This window comes from methanotrophic endosymbiont of Bathymodiolus puteoserpentis (Logatchev), from assembly GCF_900128525.1.
Taxonomy (GTDB): Bacteria; Pseudomonadota; Gammaproteobacteria; order Methylococcales; family Methylomonadaceae; genus Methyloprofundus.
This window is the reverse complement of sequence record NZ_FQTQ01000172.1, coordinates 1-18,215: the sequence shown is the minus strand read 5'-3', so window position 1 is coordinate 18,215 and position 18,215 is coordinate 1. Positions and strand designations below refer to the sequence as shown.

16 protein-coding genes are annotated in these 18,215 nt (G+C 40.4%); 11 read left to right on the top strand and 5 right to left on the bottom strand.

All coding sequences use genetic code 11. The annotated features are described in order from the left end of the window. Positions 1-104: 104 nt before the first annotated feature. Both BQ7314_RS12655 and BQ7314_RS12650 read right to left on the bottom strand, forming a co-directional pair. The gene (locus tag BQ7314_RS12655; protein WP_217423850.1) at positions 105-575 is read right to left on the bottom strand and encodes a type 2 periplasmic-binding domain-containing protein; all 471 of its coding nucleotides are present in this window, start codon (positions 573-575) and stop codon (positions 105-107) included. Continuing rightward, the gene (locus tag BQ7314_RS12650) at positions 575-1,678 is read right to left on the bottom strand and encodes a hypothetical protein (RefSeq protein ID WP_174484048.1); all 1,104 of its coding nucleotides are present in this window, start codon (positions 1,676-1,678) and stop codon (positions 575-577) included. Before BQ7314_RS12650 ends, BQ7314_RS12655 begins: the two co-directional genes overlap by 1 nt. Between BQ7314_RS12650 and BQ7314_RS12645 the strand changes: the two genes are divergently transcribed. From BQ7314_RS12645 to BQ7314_RS12605, 9 genes are all read left to right on the top strand, one after another. After that, on the top strand, positions 1,671-3,449 hold the full coding sequence (locus BQ7314_RS12645) for an ATP-binding protein (protein ID WP_174484047.1): 1,779 nt from the start codon (positions 1,671-1,673) through the stop codon (positions 3,447-3,449). The two genes, BQ7314_RS12650 and BQ7314_RS12645, sit on opposite strands and share 8 nt — an antisense overlap. Further along, entirely contained in the window at positions 3,446-4,822 is a 1,377-nt protein-coding gene (locus tag BQ7314_RS12640; RefSeq protein ID WP_174484046.1) for a sigma-54-dependent transcriptional regulator, read from the top strand. Before BQ7314_RS12645 ends, BQ7314_RS12640 begins: the two co-directional genes overlap by 4 nt. Before the next feature lie 248 nt (positions 4,823-5,070). After that, positions 5,071-6,417 carry an electron transport complex subunit RsxC gene (rsxC, locus tag BQ7314_RS12635; RefSeq protein WP_174484045.1) on the top strand — a complete coding sequence of 449 codons (1,347 nt, stop codon included), beginning with the start codon at positions 5,071-5,073 and terminating at the stop codon, positions 6,415-6,417. Between the two features lie 78 nt (positions 6,418-6,495). Beyond that, a complete protein-coding gene (gene rsxC / locus BQ7314_RS12630; RefSeq protein ID WP_174484044.1) occupies positions 6,496-7,842 on the top strand; it encodes an electron transport complex subunit RsxC in 1,347 nt (448 codons plus the stop codon). Beyond that, entirely contained in the window at positions 7,835-8,893 is a 1,059-nt protein-coding gene (locus tag BQ7314_RS12625; RefSeq protein ID WP_174484043.1) for an RnfABCDGE type electron transport complex subunit D, read from the top strand. The genes rsxC (BQ7314_RS12630) and BQ7314_RS12625 overlap by 8 nt, the downstream gene beginning before the upstream one ends. Next, the gene (locus BQ7314_RS12620; RefSeq protein ID WP_174484042.1) at positions 8,890-9,585 is read left to right on the top strand and encodes an RnfABCDGE type electron transport complex subunit G; all 696 of its coding nucleotides are present in this window, start codon (positions 8,890-8,892) and stop codon (positions 9,583-9,585) included. The genes BQ7314_RS12625 and BQ7314_RS12620 overlap by 4 nt, the downstream gene beginning before the upstream one ends. A gap of 15 nt (positions 9,586-9,600) precedes the next feature. After that, positions 9,601-10,269 carry an electron transport complex subunit RsxE gene (gene rsxE / locus BQ7314_RS12615; protein ID WP_174484041.1) on the top strand — a complete coding sequence of 223 codons (669 nt, stop codon included), beginning with the start codon at positions 9,601-9,603 and terminating at the stop codon, positions 10,267-10,269. 40 nt (positions 10,270-10,309) lie between these two features. After that, positions 10,310-10,900 (top strand): electron transport complex protein RnfA, encoded by a 591-nt coding sequence (locus BQ7314_RS12610; protein WP_174484040.1) that lies wholly within the window; start codon positions 10,310-10,312, stop codon positions 10,898-10,900. Next, positions 10,893-11,069 carry a hypothetical protein gene (locus BQ7314_RS12605; protein WP_174484039.1) on the top strand — a complete coding sequence of 59 codons (177 nt, stop codon included), beginning with the start codon at positions 10,893-10,895 and terminating at the stop codon, positions 11,067-11,069. The genes BQ7314_RS12610 and BQ7314_RS12605 overlap by 8 nt, the downstream gene beginning before the upstream one ends. A gap of 166 nt (positions 11,070-11,235) precedes the next feature. On the opposite strand, the gene BQ7314_RS12600 is transcribed toward BQ7314_RS12605, so the two are convergent. Next, positions 11,236-12,813, bottom strand: a complete 1,578-nt coding sequence (locus BQ7314_RS12600; RefSeq protein ID WP_174484038.1) for an ArnT family glycosyltransferase — start codon at positions 12,811-12,813, stop codon at positions 11,236-11,238. A gap of 24 nt (positions 12,814-12,837) precedes the next feature. Beyond that, entirely contained in the window at positions 12,838-13,869 is a 1,032-nt protein-coding gene (locus BQ7314_RS12595; RefSeq protein ID WP_174484037.1) for a hypothetical protein, read from the bottom strand. Between the two features lie 78 nt (positions 13,870-13,947). Here BQ7314_RS12595 and BQ7314_RS12590 point away from each other — a divergent pair, with 78 nt between their 5' ends. Then, the gene (locus BQ7314_RS12590; RefSeq protein WP_174484036.1) at positions 13,948-14,352 is read left to right on the top strand and encodes an HIT domain-containing protein; all 405 of its coding nucleotides are present in this window, start codon (positions 13,948-13,950) and stop codon (positions 14,350-14,352) included. 270 nt (positions 14,353-14,622) lie between these two features. Next, positions 14,623-15,453, top strand: a complete 831-nt coding sequence (locus BQ7314_RS12585; RefSeq protein WP_174484035.1) for a CvfB family protein — start codon at positions 14,623-14,625, stop codon at positions 15,451-15,453. A 6-nt stretch (positions 15,454-15,459) separates the two neighbouring features. On the opposite strand, the gene mutS is transcribed toward BQ7314_RS12585, so the two are convergent. Then, positions 15,460-18,018, bottom strand: coding sequence for a DNA mismatch repair protein MutS (gene mutS / locus BQ7314_RS12580; protein ID WP_245394995.1), 2,559 nt, complete (start codon positions 18,016-18,018; stop codon positions 15,460-15,462). Between the last annotated feature and the right edge of the window lie 197 nt (positions 18,019-18,215).

The following is an 18,215-nucleotide window of genomic DNA, read 5'->3' as shown; positions in this document are numbered from 1 at the left end:
AAAGTTGCAGAGGGTTTTAAAGAGTCAATGCGAATTGTATTTGATGAGCACCTGAGGCAATGGAATTATACTGCCATTCCTGACGCAACAACTTTATAAGTTGCCTAAGTTATTTCATGCACATTCCTAAGCTTATTGTCATTAAAAGTATAAACGGTTTTAACACCCGCACTGACATGACAACTCAAGATATAACCAATGGCATTAGGTGTCTTACTGACAAAACGTAGGACTGCTTCTTCAGATGCTAAAACATAAGGTGGTGATACCCCGTTAAAATATTGCGCATCCCAATAACGCTCTAATTCAAAAGAAGTGAACTGTAAAAATTGCTCAGTTACCGACTTACGTACTAAATTGTCCGCACTTAAATTGATAGGAATCCATCGATCCCCTTGTTCAGTTAACTGCTGTTTACACAGAAAAATACGTTTTACTTGTTCCGCATTTAATGACGATATCTCTGAGCGCTCATTCACAATGATACTTATATCTTGCGCATAACTAGAGGAGGTACACGCCAGAATAAATATAACAACACGGGCAAGTAACCTTTTCAAAAAACCAAGCATCATCAGAAAAACATCGCAATTGACGTTAATACGCCACTTGGCGCATTAAACTGATTATTTTTCCCAAAACGATATTCTACCTTCAAAACTAATGGAGGAGCAGGCCGCCAGGCTAGGCCTACAACACCCACATGAATCGGTACGGCTTGAGATCGCTCGTAGACAGCATGGTTATTTTTATTACCATACATATATTCATAACGACCTACAGCAAATATCTGCTCAAACAAAGGTACCACTCCTTGTAAATAGAGTCCGTAGTGATTATGAGTATTATAATTTGGAGCTAAATTAAAGAATGATTCTAGTTGTAATTCAAATTGGTTTTTCTGCCATAAAAAATCGACACCCAAAGTATGCTGCCAATCAACGCCATTTTGTACATCTATTTGCGCAGCAACGAAAGAACTACCGATATTTAAGTCACGACTAAGCTGATAATTAACTCGCCCACCAAAAGCATAATTAAACTCATACTCATCCTTGGTGAGCTCTAAATCTGCCGAATCATCAGCAAACAGAGTGACATTAAAATCATGCTCAAAAAGTGAGCTATTATAAAAAACAGAGAGCCCAGTGCTATGCTGTGGTACAACATTACCCTTGGTAATCATCGGGCGTGAGCTAGTCCACACCAAGGGAGCGGCATGAAGTATATTCCAACGACTGAATGGAGTCAGCGTTTTACCAAATCTTAATTTAAACTCATGGTTGATTAAGAAATCGGCATATAATCGCTCTACTTTAAATGCATCTGTAAAAGATGCAACCCCCCCCAAAGTGAATAAGTCCTCCAATTCTAACTCTGAAAATAGTCGTAACCGACTAAAAGGATTCCAAGAAATAAATAGACTTAAATCTTCCAGCCCTGCTTGCTGTACGCCGTCTTTAAAAGAACTATAAGACGCTTTAGTATAGCCGCCTAGCGTTAAATGATAAGCGGGTATATGATAACCTCTACCCCACTGATATGAGGGAGGCAAAGTGTCTTCAGCTTGCACTGGGCGCATAGTGAGCAATAATAGAATGACTAACACACTAAGCCTACTGCCACACTGCCAACCAGCATGTCTAAATCGAGCCTTATAAGAATTTAAAATGACCATTCGTTATCGCTTACTACTTTCCTATATGCTGATAAGTTTAGCCTCGACTCTTCTTATCACTTTAATGTTTTTTATGCATTTTAGCACCGTATTAACAGAAGAGGTCGAAAGTGATTTAAAGATTGAGACTTTATCCATGATGCAGCAAATTGACTTGCATTTATTTGAGCGCATACAAAATATTATGACCTGGAAAAATCTAGAAATTATGCAAGATATTCGCATACAGGATATAGATAAGCGCCTTGCTAGCTTTTTACAGGAAATGAATACGGGCTATCAAGGCATGTATCAATTTCTCTTAGTCACCGATCAAAACCAACAGTTTATTGCCGCTAGCGATAGACAGTTCAATACCATGATTTCGAACCTTCACTCCCACTCATGGCAGTCGACTATCACAGATAACCAGCCACTTTATGTTCAGACCAGCGACCCTAAAAGCAGCTTTTTTTCGCTTGCCGTCACCATTTCAGATCAATTTACGCTAGGCCTATTAGGTTATTTACGTGCAGCGGTAGAGTGGGATACCATCTACCGCATATTAGAGTCCCCGCTGCCATTTTTACAAAATAAGAGTCACTCATACACAATGCTTGTTGATCAAAATAATAATATTATTGCGGCTTCTCATGCATTGCGCAAGGCGGGGCTTTTATTAACCCAAGTTCCAGAAAGTTGGAATTTAAAAAATACCGCAAAAGGGGTTCAACAAATTAATCAATCTTTTTTACATCACCAAGACTGGATGATCGCTTGGGCACAATCAACTGGGCACCGCTCTTATAAAGGCTTAGGCTGGAAAGTCTTTGTTATGCACCCGCTTGATAATGCCTTAAAACCTGTTTGGCAAATGTGGCACATATTACTTAGCTTTCTTGCCTTTACCACGCTGCTTGCTGCCGCGGTTTCTCTCTGGATGGCTCACCGAATAGCCGCGCCTATTATCCAATTAGCACGTTTTACGCGTGAGTTCATGCTCGACCCAAAAACCGCCCCTCCCCTGATCAAAGCCAGTGGTGAAATAGCTGAATTAAATGAGCAATTCATGCTGATGGTCAGCAATTTAGAGCAGTCGCAACAAGATAGAGTGCGTATGGCTAAATTTGCAGTCATCGCTGAAATGGCTGCCACGATGGCACATGAAATTCGCACTCCGCTCGGAATTTTACGCTCATCAGCCCAAATACTCAGGCGCGAAAAAAATCTATCGCCTATTGCCGCAGAAATGATTGGCTTTATCAGCAGTGAAACCACACGCCTTAATCAATTGGTCAGCAGTTTACTGGAATCCTCTCGCCCTCGTGAAACTCACTTTAGCCGCCGTGCATTCACCCCCGTTATTGAGCATACTATCGAGCTATTACGCACCCAAGCAGAAAAAAAATATATCACAATCAGCTTAGATAAACACTGTATTGATGATGAATTAAACTATGATTGGGATCAAATGCTACAAGTGTTTTTAAACTTAATGATGAATGCGATGCAACATATGCAAGAAAATGGTCATATTGCCATTAGTATATTATCAACTGACAGTCACTTAATGATTCAAGTCGCTGATGATGGTTCTGGCATTAGCGACACACAAAAAGAAAATATTTTTGAACCCTTTTACACTAGCCGAAAAGAAGGTATTGGTCTAGGTTTAACGGTGGTACAACAAATCATTAGCACACACCAAGGTACGATAGAGATTAGCGACAGCCAATGGGGCGGTGCGTGCTTTACTATTCATCTACCGCTCAATAACAAGGATAAAACATGAAGCAAAAAAATATTTTAATTGTTGATGATGAAGCAAAAATGCGCCGCATTTTAGAAATCATGCTGCAGCAAATGGAATTTAATGTGTTTCAAGCGGAGGACGGCCTAAAGGCTTTACAAGTCACTCAAGATGAGCAGATCGATTTAATTATCACCGATTTACAAATGCCTAACCTAGATGGCTTAGGCCTACTGAAACAATTACGCGCTAAGAGTAATGCCGTACCTGTTATTATGGTAACCGCTCATGGCACGGTAGAAACAGCCGTCACAGCCATGCAATACGGAGCTAGCGATTATATTCTGCGCCCGTTTGAATTAGAAGCAGTAGAAGCTGCGGTACAACGCGCACTTAAACTCGCGAAAATAGAGCAAGAGAACAGTTACCTGCGCTCTGAATTAGATTCAGGCTGGGGGGAATTTATCGGTAATAGCTCTGCCATGCAGAGTATTTATACACTTATTCAACAAGTTTCAGCAACGAAAACCAGCGTCTTAATTCAAGGGGAAACAGGCACAGGTAAAGAGCTAGTAGCACGCGCCATTCACCGAGCCTCACCAAGAAGAGACAAATTATTTGTCGCCATTAACTGTGCAGCCATTCCCGCCGACATTCTGGAAAGCGAGCTATTTGGCTATCAAAAAGGTGCCTTTACGGGGGCGCATAAAGATAAAGTAGGAAAATTTGAACTCGCTGAAGGTGGTACGCTATTTCTTGATGAAATCACTGAAATGGACTTTAACCTACAAGCTAAATTATTACGCGTATTACAAGAGCGGCGTTTAGAACGTTTAGGTAGTAATACCAGCATTGCTATCGATATTCGTATTATTGCTGCCTCTAACCGTGACCCAAAACAGGCAATAGCGACACAAAAACTACGCGAAGATTTATATTATCGGCTCAATGTCTTTACCATTGAATTACCTAATTTACACGCACGAGAGCAGGATATTATTATCCTCGCTGAGCATTTTCTACAAAAGCACGCCCAAGAATTTGGCTTTCCCTATTCAGGCATCAGTACGGATGCAAAGCAATTTTTACTACACTATGCTTGGCCTGGCAATGTACGTGAACTGGAAAATATGATGGAAAGAGCCATCGTTCTAAGTGGGGGGCGTCTTATTGAAACCTCGCACCTCCCGTTTAATATTCAACAAGAAAAAGCCCCTTTAGTTGCAGCTGACAAACAAACAGAAAATCTCACTGACAGCGTCCAAGACCTCAATGCACATGTAGAGCAATTAGAGCGACGTTTAATTAAACAAGCACTAGATAAAACCCAGAATAATAAAGCCAAAGCAGCACAACAGCTCAATATTAGCGAACGTAGTTTATGGTACAAAATTAAAAAATATGCTTTATCATAAATTTCTTTTGACATCAACACACTCAATGCAATATTATAGCCACTTAGTTAATTTCACTTTCATATGCAATGATCTTCGCTATTAACTTGTAAAAGGGAAACACTTGATTTTTAAGTGTATTACGCACCATTCTCAACGCATGAAAAGGACTTATACATGCCCACTACCAACAATGTCCAGTGCATTGACCACCTAAAATCAACTCCTGTACAGCGTGTTAAGTTTTATTTAGCCGGTAAAAATGCTTTATGAACTTACTAAAACTATTCCGCAAAAAGACTTTCCCACATGGCATTCATCTCGAGGAATACAAAGACGAGACTAACGCTAAAATTACGCGTCGCTTGCCTTTTGCCCCTGAAATCATTGTCCCTTTAGCACAAAATATCGGTCGCCCCGCAAAAGCTATTGTCTTTAAAGGCCAGCACATTACGCGTGGCGAAGTCATTGCTGAAGCTGATGGTTTTATGTCAGTCCCTATCCATGCTCCTGTCACTGGCGTTATAAAAGCGATTGACCTGGTTAAAACCGCAGAAGGAGGCAAACAGTCTGCGATTATTATCACCACCTCATTGAACTCTGGCCAGCATGTTTTAACAACAGAGAGCACTATAGATTATCAACAACTATCCCGTGAAGACCTGATTAAAGCAGTACAAGAAACTGGCATTGTGGGCTTAGGCGGTGCGGCTTTTCCATCGCATGTCAAAATGACGGCCTCAGAAGATACTCCGATACATACATTATTAGTCAATGGCTGTGAATGTGAACCTTTTCTTACCACCGATCACCGCCTTATGCTGGAGAGGGTAGATCAGCTAATCTGCGGCATACATATAGCAATGAAATGCCTTGATGCACCGAAAGCTATTATTGGCATAGAAGACAATAAGCTCGATGTTTTACAGGAAATTAAACCGCACTTACCTAGCGATGGCAGCATTACCATAGAAGCCGTCGTCACTAAATATCCACAAGGTGCGCAAAAAATGCTCGCTTATTCTTTACTAGGCGTTGAAATTCCTTCAGGTGGTCGCTCATCAGCAGCAGGTTTAGCTATTTTTAATGTCGCCACCTTAGCTAAAATTGGTTTGCTCGTACCTGCCAAGCAAGGTTATATCGAACGCATTATCACCATCACCGGAGATAACCTGACCAACCCTGGCAATTATCTAGCGCCTATTGGGACACCATTACGCTTTCTACTGGATCATGCTGGTTTTACAGGGGGTGAAGCCTCTTTGGTTTTAGGTGGCCCGATGATGGGCATGCCCGCACGTTCACTTGATGTGCCTATTACTAAAGCAACGGGGGCAGTGCTGGTATTGGATGAACGGCTAACTAAGCATACTGATATATTGCCCTGTATAAAGTGCACACAATGCTTACAAGCTTGCCCTATTAATTTAAACCCGTCCGAGCTAGGCTTGTTAGCCGCCAAACGCCGTTACCAAGAAATGGAAGAAACCTATCACCTAAATGACTGCTTTGAGTGCGGCTGTTGTAGCTATGTTTGCCCCTCCAATATTCCACTGGTACAGTATTTCAGAATAGCTAAAACACTCAATCGTGAAAGACATTTGCAGGATGGCTAAATCTGGTTTACAAAGAGATGTCCTTTTTTATTTGTAAGTCAATAAAACAGATAACTGGTTTTCCGGTTAAAATAGCTTATGAATTTATTGAATCTATTTAGCACAAAAACCTTTCCTCATGGAATACACCCTGATGAGTATAAGGCTGAAACTAACGCTAAACCAACACGACGGCTCCCCTTTGCCCCTGAAATAATTGTACACTTAGCGCAAAACATAGGTAAACCCGCAAAAGCGATTGTTTTCAAAGGCCAGCTTGTGACCCGTGGCGATGTAATTGCTGAAGCGGATGGCTTTATGTCGGTACCTATCCACGCGCCAGTAACTGGCATTATTAAAGAAATTGATATTGCCCCCAATCCCAAAGGTGGCAAAGAACCGGCTATTATCATCACAACCTCATTAGACTCTGGACAACAAGTGCCAGCATCTGATCGTTATTATGATTATCAGCAAATGTCACGCGCAGAACTCATCAAAGCCGTGCAAGATATCGGTATGGTTGGCTTGGGCGGTGCGGCATTCCCAACCCATGTCAAAATGAATATACCTGCCGACCGTACTATTCATACCTTGCTAATTAATGGCTGTGAGTGTGAGCCATTTCTGACCACCGATCATCGGGTGATGTTAGAAAATATCGACAATTTATTACTCGGCATTCGTATTGCCATGAAATGTGTCGCCGCACCAAAAGCGATTATTGGCATTGAAGATAATAAGCTAGATGTTCTAGAGACAATAAAACCGCATTTGCCGAGTGACGGAACAATCACCATAGAGGCAGTGGAAACTAAATACCCACAAGGCGCAGAAAAAATGCTCGCCTACTCGTTATTAGATATAGAAATTCCATCAGGCGGATTACCTTCTGATGTCGGCTTGGCCGTTTTTAATGTCGCTACACTCGCAGAAATTGGTGCTTTATTACCCAAAGGGCAAGGTTTAATTGAGCGCATCATTACAATTACCGGTGACGACCTAGAGAAGCCAGGTAATTATTTAGCGCCCATTGGAACACCCTTACGTTATTTATTAGACTTTGCTGGTTTTCAAGGCGTAGAAGCAGAATTGATTTTAGGTGGCCCAATGATGGGCATGCCAGCTCGCTCACTGGATGTCCCAATCACCAAAGGCACAGGAGCGGTTTTAGTTTTAGACAAACGGGCCACGAAAAATGACGAGATTTTACCGTGTATAAAATGTACTCAGTGCTTACAAGCCTGTCCAATTAATTTAAACCCTTCCGAACTCGGCTTATTGGCAGCTAAACGCCAGTACGATGTAATGGAAGAAAAATATCACCTAAACGACTGCTTTGAATGCGGCTGCTGTAGTTATGTTTGCCCATCCAATATTCCACTCGTTCAGTATTTTAGAATTGCAAAAGTATTAAACCGCGAAAGGCATTTACAAAATGGCTAAATCTGATTTAAAAATTGATATACGCACCTCCCCGTATATTCGCAAAGCACCCAGCGTCGCGCAAATTATGCGCAATGTCGTTTATGCCTTACTCCCCCTAGCAGCCTACTCTGTATATCAGTTTGGTATTAGCGCCTTAGCTTTATTATTGGTAACCACCTTGTCCTGCATGGCAACTGAACACTTTTTCTGTTGGATGTCTGATAAAAAATCGACCATTCTCGATGCCAGTGCCGCTGTCAGCGGTTTATTATTAGCTATGACCTTACCCCCAGGCTTTCCCCTATGGATGGGCGCTGTTGCTGGTTTTACTGCCATCGCTATGGGTAAAACCTTATTTGGTGGACTGGGCTTTAATGTCTTTAACCCTGCTTTGGTCGGCCGTGCTTTTGTGCAGGCGGCCTTCCCAGTATCAATTACCACTTGGACTCCCGCACTCGCTGTAGACCGCTTTGTTGAATTTATCCCTTCGACATTAGCCTTACCGTTTATGAAACCCGCAGCCACCGCAGATTGGACGGCTCAGGTTGCAATTGATGGATTTAGTGGTGCGACACCACTGGCATTAATGAAGTTCCAAGGCATTATGACCGACTCTTATGATTTATTTATCGGTAATGTCACTGGCTCAGCGGGTGAAACATCCAGCTTATTAATTCTCGTCTGCGGCCTGTATTTAGTATACAAAAAAATGCTCGATTGGCGCATTCCCGCCGCGGTTATTTTTGGCACAGTCATTTCTGCTGAACTATTTTATTTTTTAGATCCGAATAAATACCCCTCTCCTACGTTTATGGTATTTTCAGGTGGCTTGATGTTTGCTGCCGTGTTTATGGCCAGCGATATGGTTGCATCCCCTGTAACCCCCTTAGGTATATTTGTCTTTGGCGTTTTAGTCGGTTTTTTAACGGTCATTATTCGTTTATTTGGCGGCCTAACAGAAGCCGTGATGTATGCCATTTTATTCGGCAATGCCGCAACACCCATTATTGAAACCTATACTCAACCACGCATTTATGGCGCACGCAAAAAAGCCAAGGAAAAATCATGAGTACGCCTGAAAATCAAGTACCAGAAATGCCCTCCAGCACTAAATTGATTAGCACTTTAGCGGTCGTTGCTATGATCTCAGGCTTATTAGTCGTCTTAGTTTATGAATTTACTAAACCCATTATTGCCGAGAACCAACGCTTAGCGACTGAACGCGCTATTTTTAAAGTACTACCTAAAGCCGTCAGTCGCCTCACCTTTGTTGTCGAGAACGACAAACTAACCCCAGCGGATGATAAAACCGTTGGTGAGTTGGTTTACGCTGGTTACGATAAAAACGATCAATTAGTCGGTATTGCTTTAAATGCAGCCGCTCAAGGTTATCAAGATACAGTTAAACTACTCTATGGTTATCAAGCAAATAGCGGCTGTATTACAGGGTTTGATGTACTAAAAAGTACAGAAACACCTGGGTTTGGCACTAAAATCACGACTGATCCTGACTTTTTAGCTAATTTTAAATGCTTAGATGCTAAAGTAAATCCAGAGCAATCAGGGTTAATTCATGCCATTAAAACCGTTCGTCACGGAACAAAACAACATGCCTGGGAAATTGATGCTATTTCTGGCTCAACCATTACCTCGAATGCGATTGGCCGAATGTTGAATAAAAGCGGTCAAGCATTACATCCTATCATTACTAAGAATTTGAGTTTATTAGAAACAGCGAAAATTCAGAGTAAGAATAAATAATCCATAAGGTGATTTATGACTCAAGCCACAAAAAAAGAAACGCCCTTAACACTCGATGTCTTTACCGCAGGTATCTGGAAAGAAAACCCTGTCTTTGTCATGATGCTAGGGCTTTGTCCGGTATTAGCCGTAACCAACTCCGTACTTAACTCACTGGCTATGGGTATTGCCAGTATTTTTGTACTGGTTTGCTCCAATGCCTTAGTCTCTGCACTACGTAATTTCATCCCTAAACAAGTCCGTATTACGACTTATATTATTATTATTGCCACTTTTGTGACTTTGGTTGACTATATTATTCAAGCCGTTAGCTTAGATTTATACAATAAGCTTGGCGCATTTATTCAATTGATCGTGGTAAACTGTCTAATTCTAGGTCGCGCCGAAGCTTACGCCTCTAAAAACTCTTTTACCAAATCTGTCGTTAGCGCTTTAGGTATGGGGCTTGGCTTTACATTGGCCCTGGTCATGCTCGGTGGCGTAAGAGAATTACTCGGTGCTGGACAGTTATTAGGTTATCAAGTCTTTAGTACGCAGTTCGAACCCTGGGTGGTAATGATCTTACCGCCAGGCGGCTTTATTGTGTTGGGCTCCTGGCTGTTGTTGATTAATTATATTCAGCAACGTAAAACAGGACAAATTATTGCCGCAGATGCAACAGCTCATTGTACAGTTAAGCCTTAATGTATGAGATTTCTCGTTACCCAAGAAATAAGGAACCGATATGAATCCAGAATCTCTTAGTTTTATCTTTCTCAGTGCATTTTTAATTAACAACTTCGTGCTCGCTATGTTTTTAGGCTTATGTCCTTTTGTTGGGGTTTCGGCAAAACGCGATACCGCATTTAACATGAGTCTAGCAACCACCTTTGTGATGTTTGTTAGTTCAACCTGTTCTTATGGCATTAACCAGATACTGATAGCATTTGATTTAGAATTTTTACGTTTAATCAGCTACATTGCATTAATTGCCTCATCAGTGCAATTAGTAGAGATGGTACTAAAGAAATTTAGCCCAGCACTATTTCGTGCTTTAGGTATTTTTCTACCGCTGATTACCACTAACTGCGCAATTTTAGGCGTTGCTTTGTTCCAAACCTCTCGTGAATATGATTTTTTACAGTCAGTATCTTTTAGTTTAGGGGCAGGAGCAGGTTTTGGTTTAGCCATTGTCTTAATGGCCGGGCTAAGAGAAAAACTAGAATTATCTAACTTGCCTAATATAACTCAAGCCGCAGCATTAAGTATGATGTTAGCAGGCATTTTATCACTGACTTTTATGGGCTTTGCAGGCCTTGGAGGGACAAATGCTTAATTTCCTAATTGCAATGGGGGTCATTTTTGGACTTATGATGGGCTGGATATACGTACAACAAGCCGCCAGAAAATATGCTGCTAAACACCCTGAATTTGGTGCTGCTAAAGAAGAAGGTTTAGGCTGTGGCAAAAACTGTGGCTGTAAAGGTGGTGTTTGCGAAAAATAACACCTCTCACCAAAGATAAGCCAATATACGCTCAGGTATACTGACTTGCTTCATATAGTGCCTATTTAATAGGTTTTGTGGGAGCGGCTTTAGCCACGATCATTCATACCACTATCGCGGCTAAAGCCGCTCTCACTTAAAGTGTTAACTGAAGAATGGAGTATTCCTACTTAACTTCAGTCAACACCTGCCGAGCACTTCTAAAAGTCAACCAACGCTCGCGCTGCCTTTGCTTATAGCTCGCCAATGGGTCAGCATCTCGCTGTACAGAAATCAAATATCCCTCGGGGTGATCTGCAGCCCACTGCACTCTGCCATCTCTTGGTACCACCTCTATAGGCTGCGTTAAGCGCCCCAAGAAATGAAACTGTCCTTGATAATTATGCACATAAGCGACGGGAATCCCTTGTTCTTGAAAGAATCTCACTTTATCTGCCGCAGGCTGCAAATTATAAGCCAAGCCAGTATATTTAAAAAAGTAGATAAACCCGATAAAAATAGCTAAAACTATCGAAATGCTAACTGCAAAGACTGATAACTGCCGCTGATACCAAGTAAAAGCCAATAAAACTAAACCAATAAGTAAGACACTTGAACCCCACTCATACCCCATTCCCTGCACCCAAGCCAATTTAGCAAAGACCGTTAATGATGGCATCAGTAATAAAAATCCCCCCGCCACACACAAAAATAAAGGTAAAACTAGCTCCGAAGATAAGCGACGTGGCTTTTCATTTTTAACCAACAAGCGTGTCATTAACAAACTAAAAGCAGGCAATAAAGGCACTAAATAATGCACTTGCTTACTTTGAATTAAAGAAAAAATAAGTAAGCCACTGACAAACCAAAGCAATGTTAAGCGCACGCCTTGATCATTATGCCAAGACAAAGGTCGTAATGACTGCCAAAAGCGCGGCCAAGTTATCCAGGGAAATAAGAATAACGGCATAAACGGCAAATACCACCAAAAAGGCCGAGCATGAATCTGCGTAGTCACCGCTCTATCAGCTGTTTGACTCCACAAAATAGCCTTCGCATAAGCATCTCCGCCTTGTATTGCAGCTGGTATTGCCCAACTTAAAGCAATCAAAGCACCACCCAGCAAGGCTAAAAAGGTAAAACCATACCAACGATAATAATTAACCGAAATATTTTTTTGTCGCCACACAGGAAACAATAAAGCAATAGGCATTAAATGCACTAAAATAACAGGACCTTTAGCGAGCACACCTAGGCCAATAGCCAGTGCAAAACTCCCCCAACCTAGCGCCTCTTTATCTTGCCTCACCCAAACTAAGCCCAAAATACCCAGCAACACACAATTACTCAGTAAAATATCAAACATCGTCCCCGTAGCAAACAAGGTCCATAATAGCGTGGCTATCAACACCCACGGAGCAAGTAAAGCAACCTTTGGCTCATCCGGCCATAACTGCTTGGCCAGCATACGCGTCATATATAAATTAAGTAAAGCACATAATGGCCCAACTATTCTCGCCGCCCACTCACTCACACCAAACATGCCCCAGCTTAAATTAATCAACCAAAATAATAGAGGCGGCTTATGACTATAAGTAGCACCATTTAGATAAGGCACTAAAAAATCTTGGCGTAACCACATTTCCCAAGCCACGGTTAAATAACGGGTTTCATCAATCGGTGTTGGTGTGCGAAAAAAAATGCTCAAGGTTAACAACAACCAAAGCGGGATAAGCCCCCAACGGGCTAACAATATAGGATTCATATGTAAAGGTTTGTAAAATGCGCGTTATGGCTTAAAACGTATATATTGCCGATATGGCGAGCCATGTTTCCAAGTAAAAGCCTCGGTATAATAATGCATTAAAGAAAAATAGCCAATCAAACCCAAGCTAATTGCTTTTCTGATTTCCATACCAAAGAGAAACTGAGTGATGACATTTACCCACTGATCACCATAAACCTGTAAAACATAAGTCAAAGCAAAAGAGATTAAAGGTAAAACAATAAAAACATTAAGTTTAGCCTTCTTCGCCCAACGATAAATAAAGTTCTGTGGATGCCCTAGATGCTTATTCACATCATGAGTCACATAAAAAACATAAGCCGTAGCATCATGCACTAAGCGTGGAATTAAAATCGCTAGAAAGTAATATTCTTGCACATAAAAATAAAAACTACTGATAATCAATAAGGAATTAGCCCAAATAAAGATGGCACCAAAGCGCGTTTTAACATAGCGCTGACATAAAATAGTACTAAAAAATAAAGAAACCGTTAAACTTGCAGCAAGCTGTTTAACCCATTCAGCATATTGTGGTGTTAAAGTATCTTTAAGAAAAATCCCAATATAAATACTAATTCCAGCAGCAACACTCAGCCATAACAGCAAATAAAATGCCCAACTAGGGAGTTGATAAATTGCACGCCCGACACCATGCTGCTGCTTTAAGACATGATAAACCGTCCATGAAGCGACCAAAATATACAAGACATAATAAGAAACTAACTGATTAGCGATGGCAAAAAACATCATAATAGCCAAAGTCATAATAATAATTTTCTTTTGATAAAACTGAAAATAATCTTTATTCGTAGTCAACAGCACGGTACTGGCAAGAATATGCGGCGTACCAAATAACACCTGAAATAACAAAAAGTGACTGGGACTACTGGGTAAATATTGCAATAAAGCCCCATTTAGCACAAAACTATCCATAAGCTGTGCAAGCAAGCACAACGGAATAATGGCATATAAAGCTAAAAGCAACTTAAAAGAAACAGCCAGCGGCGTGTTCGTTTGAGAGTGAATGCTATTCATGGAGAACTAAATTATTATTGTTATTGTCCAGTGCTAACTGGTACACTGTTTTACCCTAACATTTCAAGCCCTAGCACTATGCCATTTAGCCTTCATCCCACACTAAAAAAAGATTGCATCGAACTTGGCCGCTTAGCATTATGCCGAGTATTACTGATGAATGATAGCCAATTTCCCTGGCTAATACTGGTTCCAGAACGAGAAACCATCAAGGAAATACACCAACTTTCTGACGATGATCAGCAGCTATTAATGCACGAGTCGTGTTATGTAGCAAAAAAATTAGCTGAACACTATCAAGCAGACAAAATGAATATCGCCACACTCGGTAATAGAGTGCCTCAATTACATATCCACCATGTAGTGAGATACCAAAAAGATAAAGCTTGGCCCGAACCTATCTGGGGGAAGTTTGACGTCCTGCCCTACACTGAACAAGGCTTAGAAATAACAATAAGTCAGCTAAGAAAACTTCTCTTGTAACTGCTCATAGACCCTCATAAAAATATCATCATTCCCAAAGTGTTTAATCGGGGAGCTATTTGTTGATATAGATTCCTGCGAAGAGAAACACCACTCCTGAAACATAACTTTTCACGCCTACCCAATATTTTCCAATTAACAAATGAGCCTGAATCCCAAGCATTATAGAAGGGTTCAACTGCTGTCGTCTAATACTCTTTTACACATTCTCTACAAAACACCCTATAATCAACCTATTATTAAACAGCTATTCTATACCCCACAAAGACTATGATTGAAATTGGTCACTTTAATACCCTCACTATAAAATCTTACAACGGCATGCAATTACACCTTGAAGGTGATAAGTTTGGCGATATATTACTTACTGATAAACAAGCTCCTAGAGGTGCTAAAGTCGGCAATTCTCTTGATGTGTTTATTTATACGGGTTCAAATTCTGAGATACTGGCTACCTGCAAAAAACCTTTTGTTGAAATGGATGGTGTCGCCTGGTTAAAAGTAGTGTCTGTTAACCAGGCGGGAGCTTTTTTAGATTGGGGAATTGCAAAAGACTTGTTAGTGCCTTTTGCGGAACAAGATTATGAGCTTGAAGCAGGCGACTATTGTCTTGCTAAAGTATATATGGATGAACAACACCGTATTGCCGCATCAACCGAGTTAAATAACTTTATTCTTGATGAAGTCAGTTATTTAAAAGAAGGTGATAAAGTCTCACTTGTTATTGCTAAGAAGACAGACTTAGGCTTTAAAGCCGTAGTAGATAATGCTTTTTGGGGCGTTTTATATTACAACGAAGTTTTTCAGCCTCTTAAAGAAGGGCAAAAACTGACCGGCTATATTAAGAAAATTCGTGAAGATAGAAAAGTAGATTTAAGTTTAAATAAAACCGGCCATACCCATGTTGCGCCACTCACCCAACAAATTATGACTCGTCTTGAAGAAAATAATGGGCATTTAGATTTATCAGATAAGAGCTCACCTGAAGAAATTAATGCCGCTTTTGGGGTCAGTAAAAAAGTATTTAAGCACGCCATAGGCGTACTCTATAAAGAAAGACGAATTACTCTAACAAAAACCAGCATTACCCTAAATCATTAAAATTCTTCAAATGGTTTGTTTTAAGGCATAAAGAAAATCTAATGCCTGACGAGGCGTTAACTCATCAGGTGCAAGTTTTTCTATTAATTCAATAGCAGGGTGCGGCTCATTAATAGCAAACAAATCTAATTGCGTGCTGCCTATCTCAGTCTGCTGCTCTTTATAAGCAGAACTTTCTAAATGCCTCAATTTCAACTTAGCTTGCTCAATAACGGTTTTCGGCACACCCGCTAAAGAAGCAACTTGTAAGCCATAACTTTGACTTGCTGCGCCTTCTTTTACTGCATGTAAAAAAACAATTTTATCACCATGCTCCATGGCATCTAAATGCACGTTATGAATAACACTTTGCTCTTCAGGCAGACTAGTCAGCTCAAAATAATGCGTTGCAAATAAGGTATAAGCCTGTATTTTTTTAGCCAAATAATCCGCACATGCCCAAGCTAAGGAAAGGCCGTCAAAAGTACTTGTCCCCCGCCCTATTTCATCCATAAGAATCAAACTATTTGCTGTAGCATTATGTAAAATATTCGCTGTTTCCGACATTTCTACCATAAAAGTAGATCGTCCACTGGTTAAGTCATCCGAGGCACCAATACGCGTAAAAATCTTATCGATCGGGCCACAGTTCATCTTGTTTGCAGGCACAAAACAACCGATATGTGCAATCAACACAATCAATGCAGATTGGCGCATATAAGTTGATTTACCACCCATATTTGGACCGGTTATTATCAACATGCGTCGCTCAGGTGAAAAATTCAAATCATTAGCAACAAACGGAATATTAGAAACTTGTTCAACCACTAAATGTCGGCCGCCTTCAATATTCAAACCATTTTCTTGTTGTAAAACAGGCCGTACTAGATTCAAGCTTTGACTACGCTCAGAAAAATTAACCAAAACATCTAATTCAGCCAAAGCCATAGCACATTGCTGAATAGGGATTAAAACGGAGGCAATGGCATTTAATAATTCGTCATACAGCTTCTTCTCAAACGCCAATGACCTCTCTTTAGCACTGAGCACTGTATCTTCAAATTCTTTTAACTCAGTAGTAAAAAACCGCTCTGCATTTTTAAGAGTTTGCTTACGCGTGTAGGTATCTGGCACATTATCGGATTGCGAGCGAGGGATTTCAATATAATAGCCATGGACACGATTATATTTAATTCTTAATGTTGTAATTCCCGTATTTTCCTTTTCACGGCTTTCCATATCCAATAAAAATTGATTAGCATTTTGACTAAGATCGCGTAAATCATCTAATTCTTGATTATAGCCATAAGCAATTACTCCGCCATCTCTAATTAATACCGGCGGATTATCAATAATTGCTTTCTGTAATAAATTCAATAATTCCGGTTGTTCAGCCATTTTAAGTGTTAAATCACTTAAAATGGCACAATTTGCCCGAGCCAACTGCTTTTGTAAAGCCGGTAAAACAGCAAAAGTGCTACGCAATACTAATAGGTCACGCGGACGCGCTGATTTTAAAGCGACCCGTGAACTAATACGTTCAATATCACCTACAGAACGCAATAAATCACGTATTTCTTGGTAAAGCTGATTAGCTAATAAAGCATCAATACTATCATAACGATTATTCAATAGCCTTTGGTCACGTAAAGGGCGGTTAAGCCAACGACGTAAACAACGACTACCCATCGCAGTTATAGTTTTATCTAGTACCCCTAATAAAGTAAACTGTATTTTCCCTGACGGATGATAATCCAGCTCCAAATTATGGCGACTAGCAGCATCTAATAAAATACTATCATCACTATTTTCTACGCTAATGCCTTGGATATGCGGTAATGCGCTTTGTTGTGTATCTTTAACATATTGCAATAAACAACCTGCCGCAGAAATAGCAGCGGACAAATTATCACAACCAAAACCTTTTAAATCATGCGTTTTAAATTGCTTTAATATTAACTTCCGAGCACTTTCTTCATCGAAATGCCAAGACGGTCTTCTCGTTTGACCTTTTCGTTCTTTTAACACCTCGGGCAAAACCCAATCTTCATCAGATAAAAGCTCAGCAGGATTTAACCTACTTAACTCACTTAATAATTCATTACTTGAATTGACTTGCTGCAAGACAAAACGTCCACTGGTTAAATCTAAACAGGCTATGCCATAGACCTTTTTAAAAAAAACAATCGCAACCAACAAATTATCTTGCCGCTCTTCTAGTAAAGCCTCATCGGTTACTGTTCCTGGAGTTACAACACGAACTACCTGCCGTTCCACTGGACCTTTTGATGTAGTTGGGTCACCAATTTGCTCACAGATTGCAACCGACTCACCAATTTTAATAAGTTTCGCAATATACCCTTCTGCCGCGTGATAAGGTAAGCCACACATTGGGATAGGATTACCCGCTGAATTTCCTCTAGCCGTTAAAGTAATACTTAATAACTCAGCCGCTTTTTTAGCATCATCAAAAAATAGCTCATAAAAGTCTCCCATACGATAAAACACCAAAGTATCTTGATAGTCTGCTTTAATACGATGATATTGCTGCATCATTGGTGTATGAACTGATTTTTTATCGATCATAGGTATTTAGGAGAATTTGTTTAAAATAATGAGTAGAAAATGAACATTTTACCTTTCCTAGCAAAATAAAAGGCAAAAAAAAACCCAGTCTAGTGATTAGACTGGGTTTTTAGAATAAGCGCTTGGCAATTCCCTACTTTCGCATGGATAAATCCACACTATCATCGGCACTAAACGGTTTCACTTCCGAGTTCGAG

Coding starts and splice junctions, on each gene's coding strand:
- BQ7314_RS12655 (WP_217423850.1), bottom strand. CDS start 575: ATGATGCTTGGTTTTTTGAAAAGGTTACTTGCCCGTGTTGTTATATTT.
- BQ7314_RS12645 (WP_174484047.1), top strand. CDS start 1,671: ATGACCATTCGTTATCGCTTACTACTTTCCTATATGCTGATAAGTTTA.
- BQ7314_RS12650 (WP_174484048.1), bottom strand. CDS start 1,678: ATGGTCATTTTAAATTCTTATAAGGCTCGATTTAGACATGCTGGTTGG.
- BQ7314_RS12640 (WP_174484046.1), top strand. CDS start 3,446: ATGAAGCAAAAAAATATTTTAATTGTTGATGATGAAGCAAAAATGCGC.
- rsxC (WP_174484045.1), top strand. CDS start 5,071: ATGAACTTACTAAAACTATTCCGCAAAAAGACTTTCCCACATGGCATT.
- rsxC (WP_174484044.1), top strand. CDS start 6,496: ATGAATTTATTGAATCTATTTAGCACAAAAACCTTTCCTCATGGAATA.
- BQ7314_RS12625 (WP_174484043.1), top strand. CDS start 7,835: ATGGCTAAATCTGATTTAAAAATTGATATACGCACCTCCCCGTATATT.
- BQ7314_RS12620 (WP_174484042.1), top strand. CDS start 8,890: ATGAGTACGCCTGAAAATCAAGTACCAGAAATGCCCTCCAGCACTAAA.
- rsxE (WP_174484041.1), top strand. CDS start 9,601: ATGACTCAAGCCACAAAAAAAGAAACGCCCTTAACACTCGATGTCTTT.
- BQ7314_RS12610 (WP_174484040.1), top strand. CDS start 10,310: ATGAATCCAGAATCTCTTAGTTTTATCTTTCTCAGTGCATTTTTAATT.
- BQ7314_RS12605 (WP_174484039.1), top strand. CDS start 10,893: ATGCTTAATTTCCTAATTGCAATGGGGGTCATTTTTGGACTTATGATG.
- BQ7314_RS12600 (WP_174484038.1), bottom strand. CDS start 12,813: ATGAATCCTATATTGTTAGCCCGTTGGGGGCTTATCCCGCTTTGGTTG.
- BQ7314_RS12595 (WP_174484037.1), bottom strand. CDS start 13,869: ATGAATAGCATTCACTCTCAAACGAACACGCCGCTGGCTGTTTCTTTT.
- BQ7314_RS12590 (WP_174484036.1), top strand. CDS start 13,948: ATGCCATTTAGCCTTCATCCCACACTAAAAAAAGATTGCATCGAACTT.
- BQ7314_RS12585 (WP_174484035.1), top strand. CDS start 14,623: ATGATTGAAATTGGTCACTTTAATACCCTCACTATAAAATCTTACAAC.
- mutS (WP_245394995.1), bottom strand. CDS start 18,018: ATGATCGATAAAAAATCAGTTCATACACCAATGATGCAGCAATATCAT.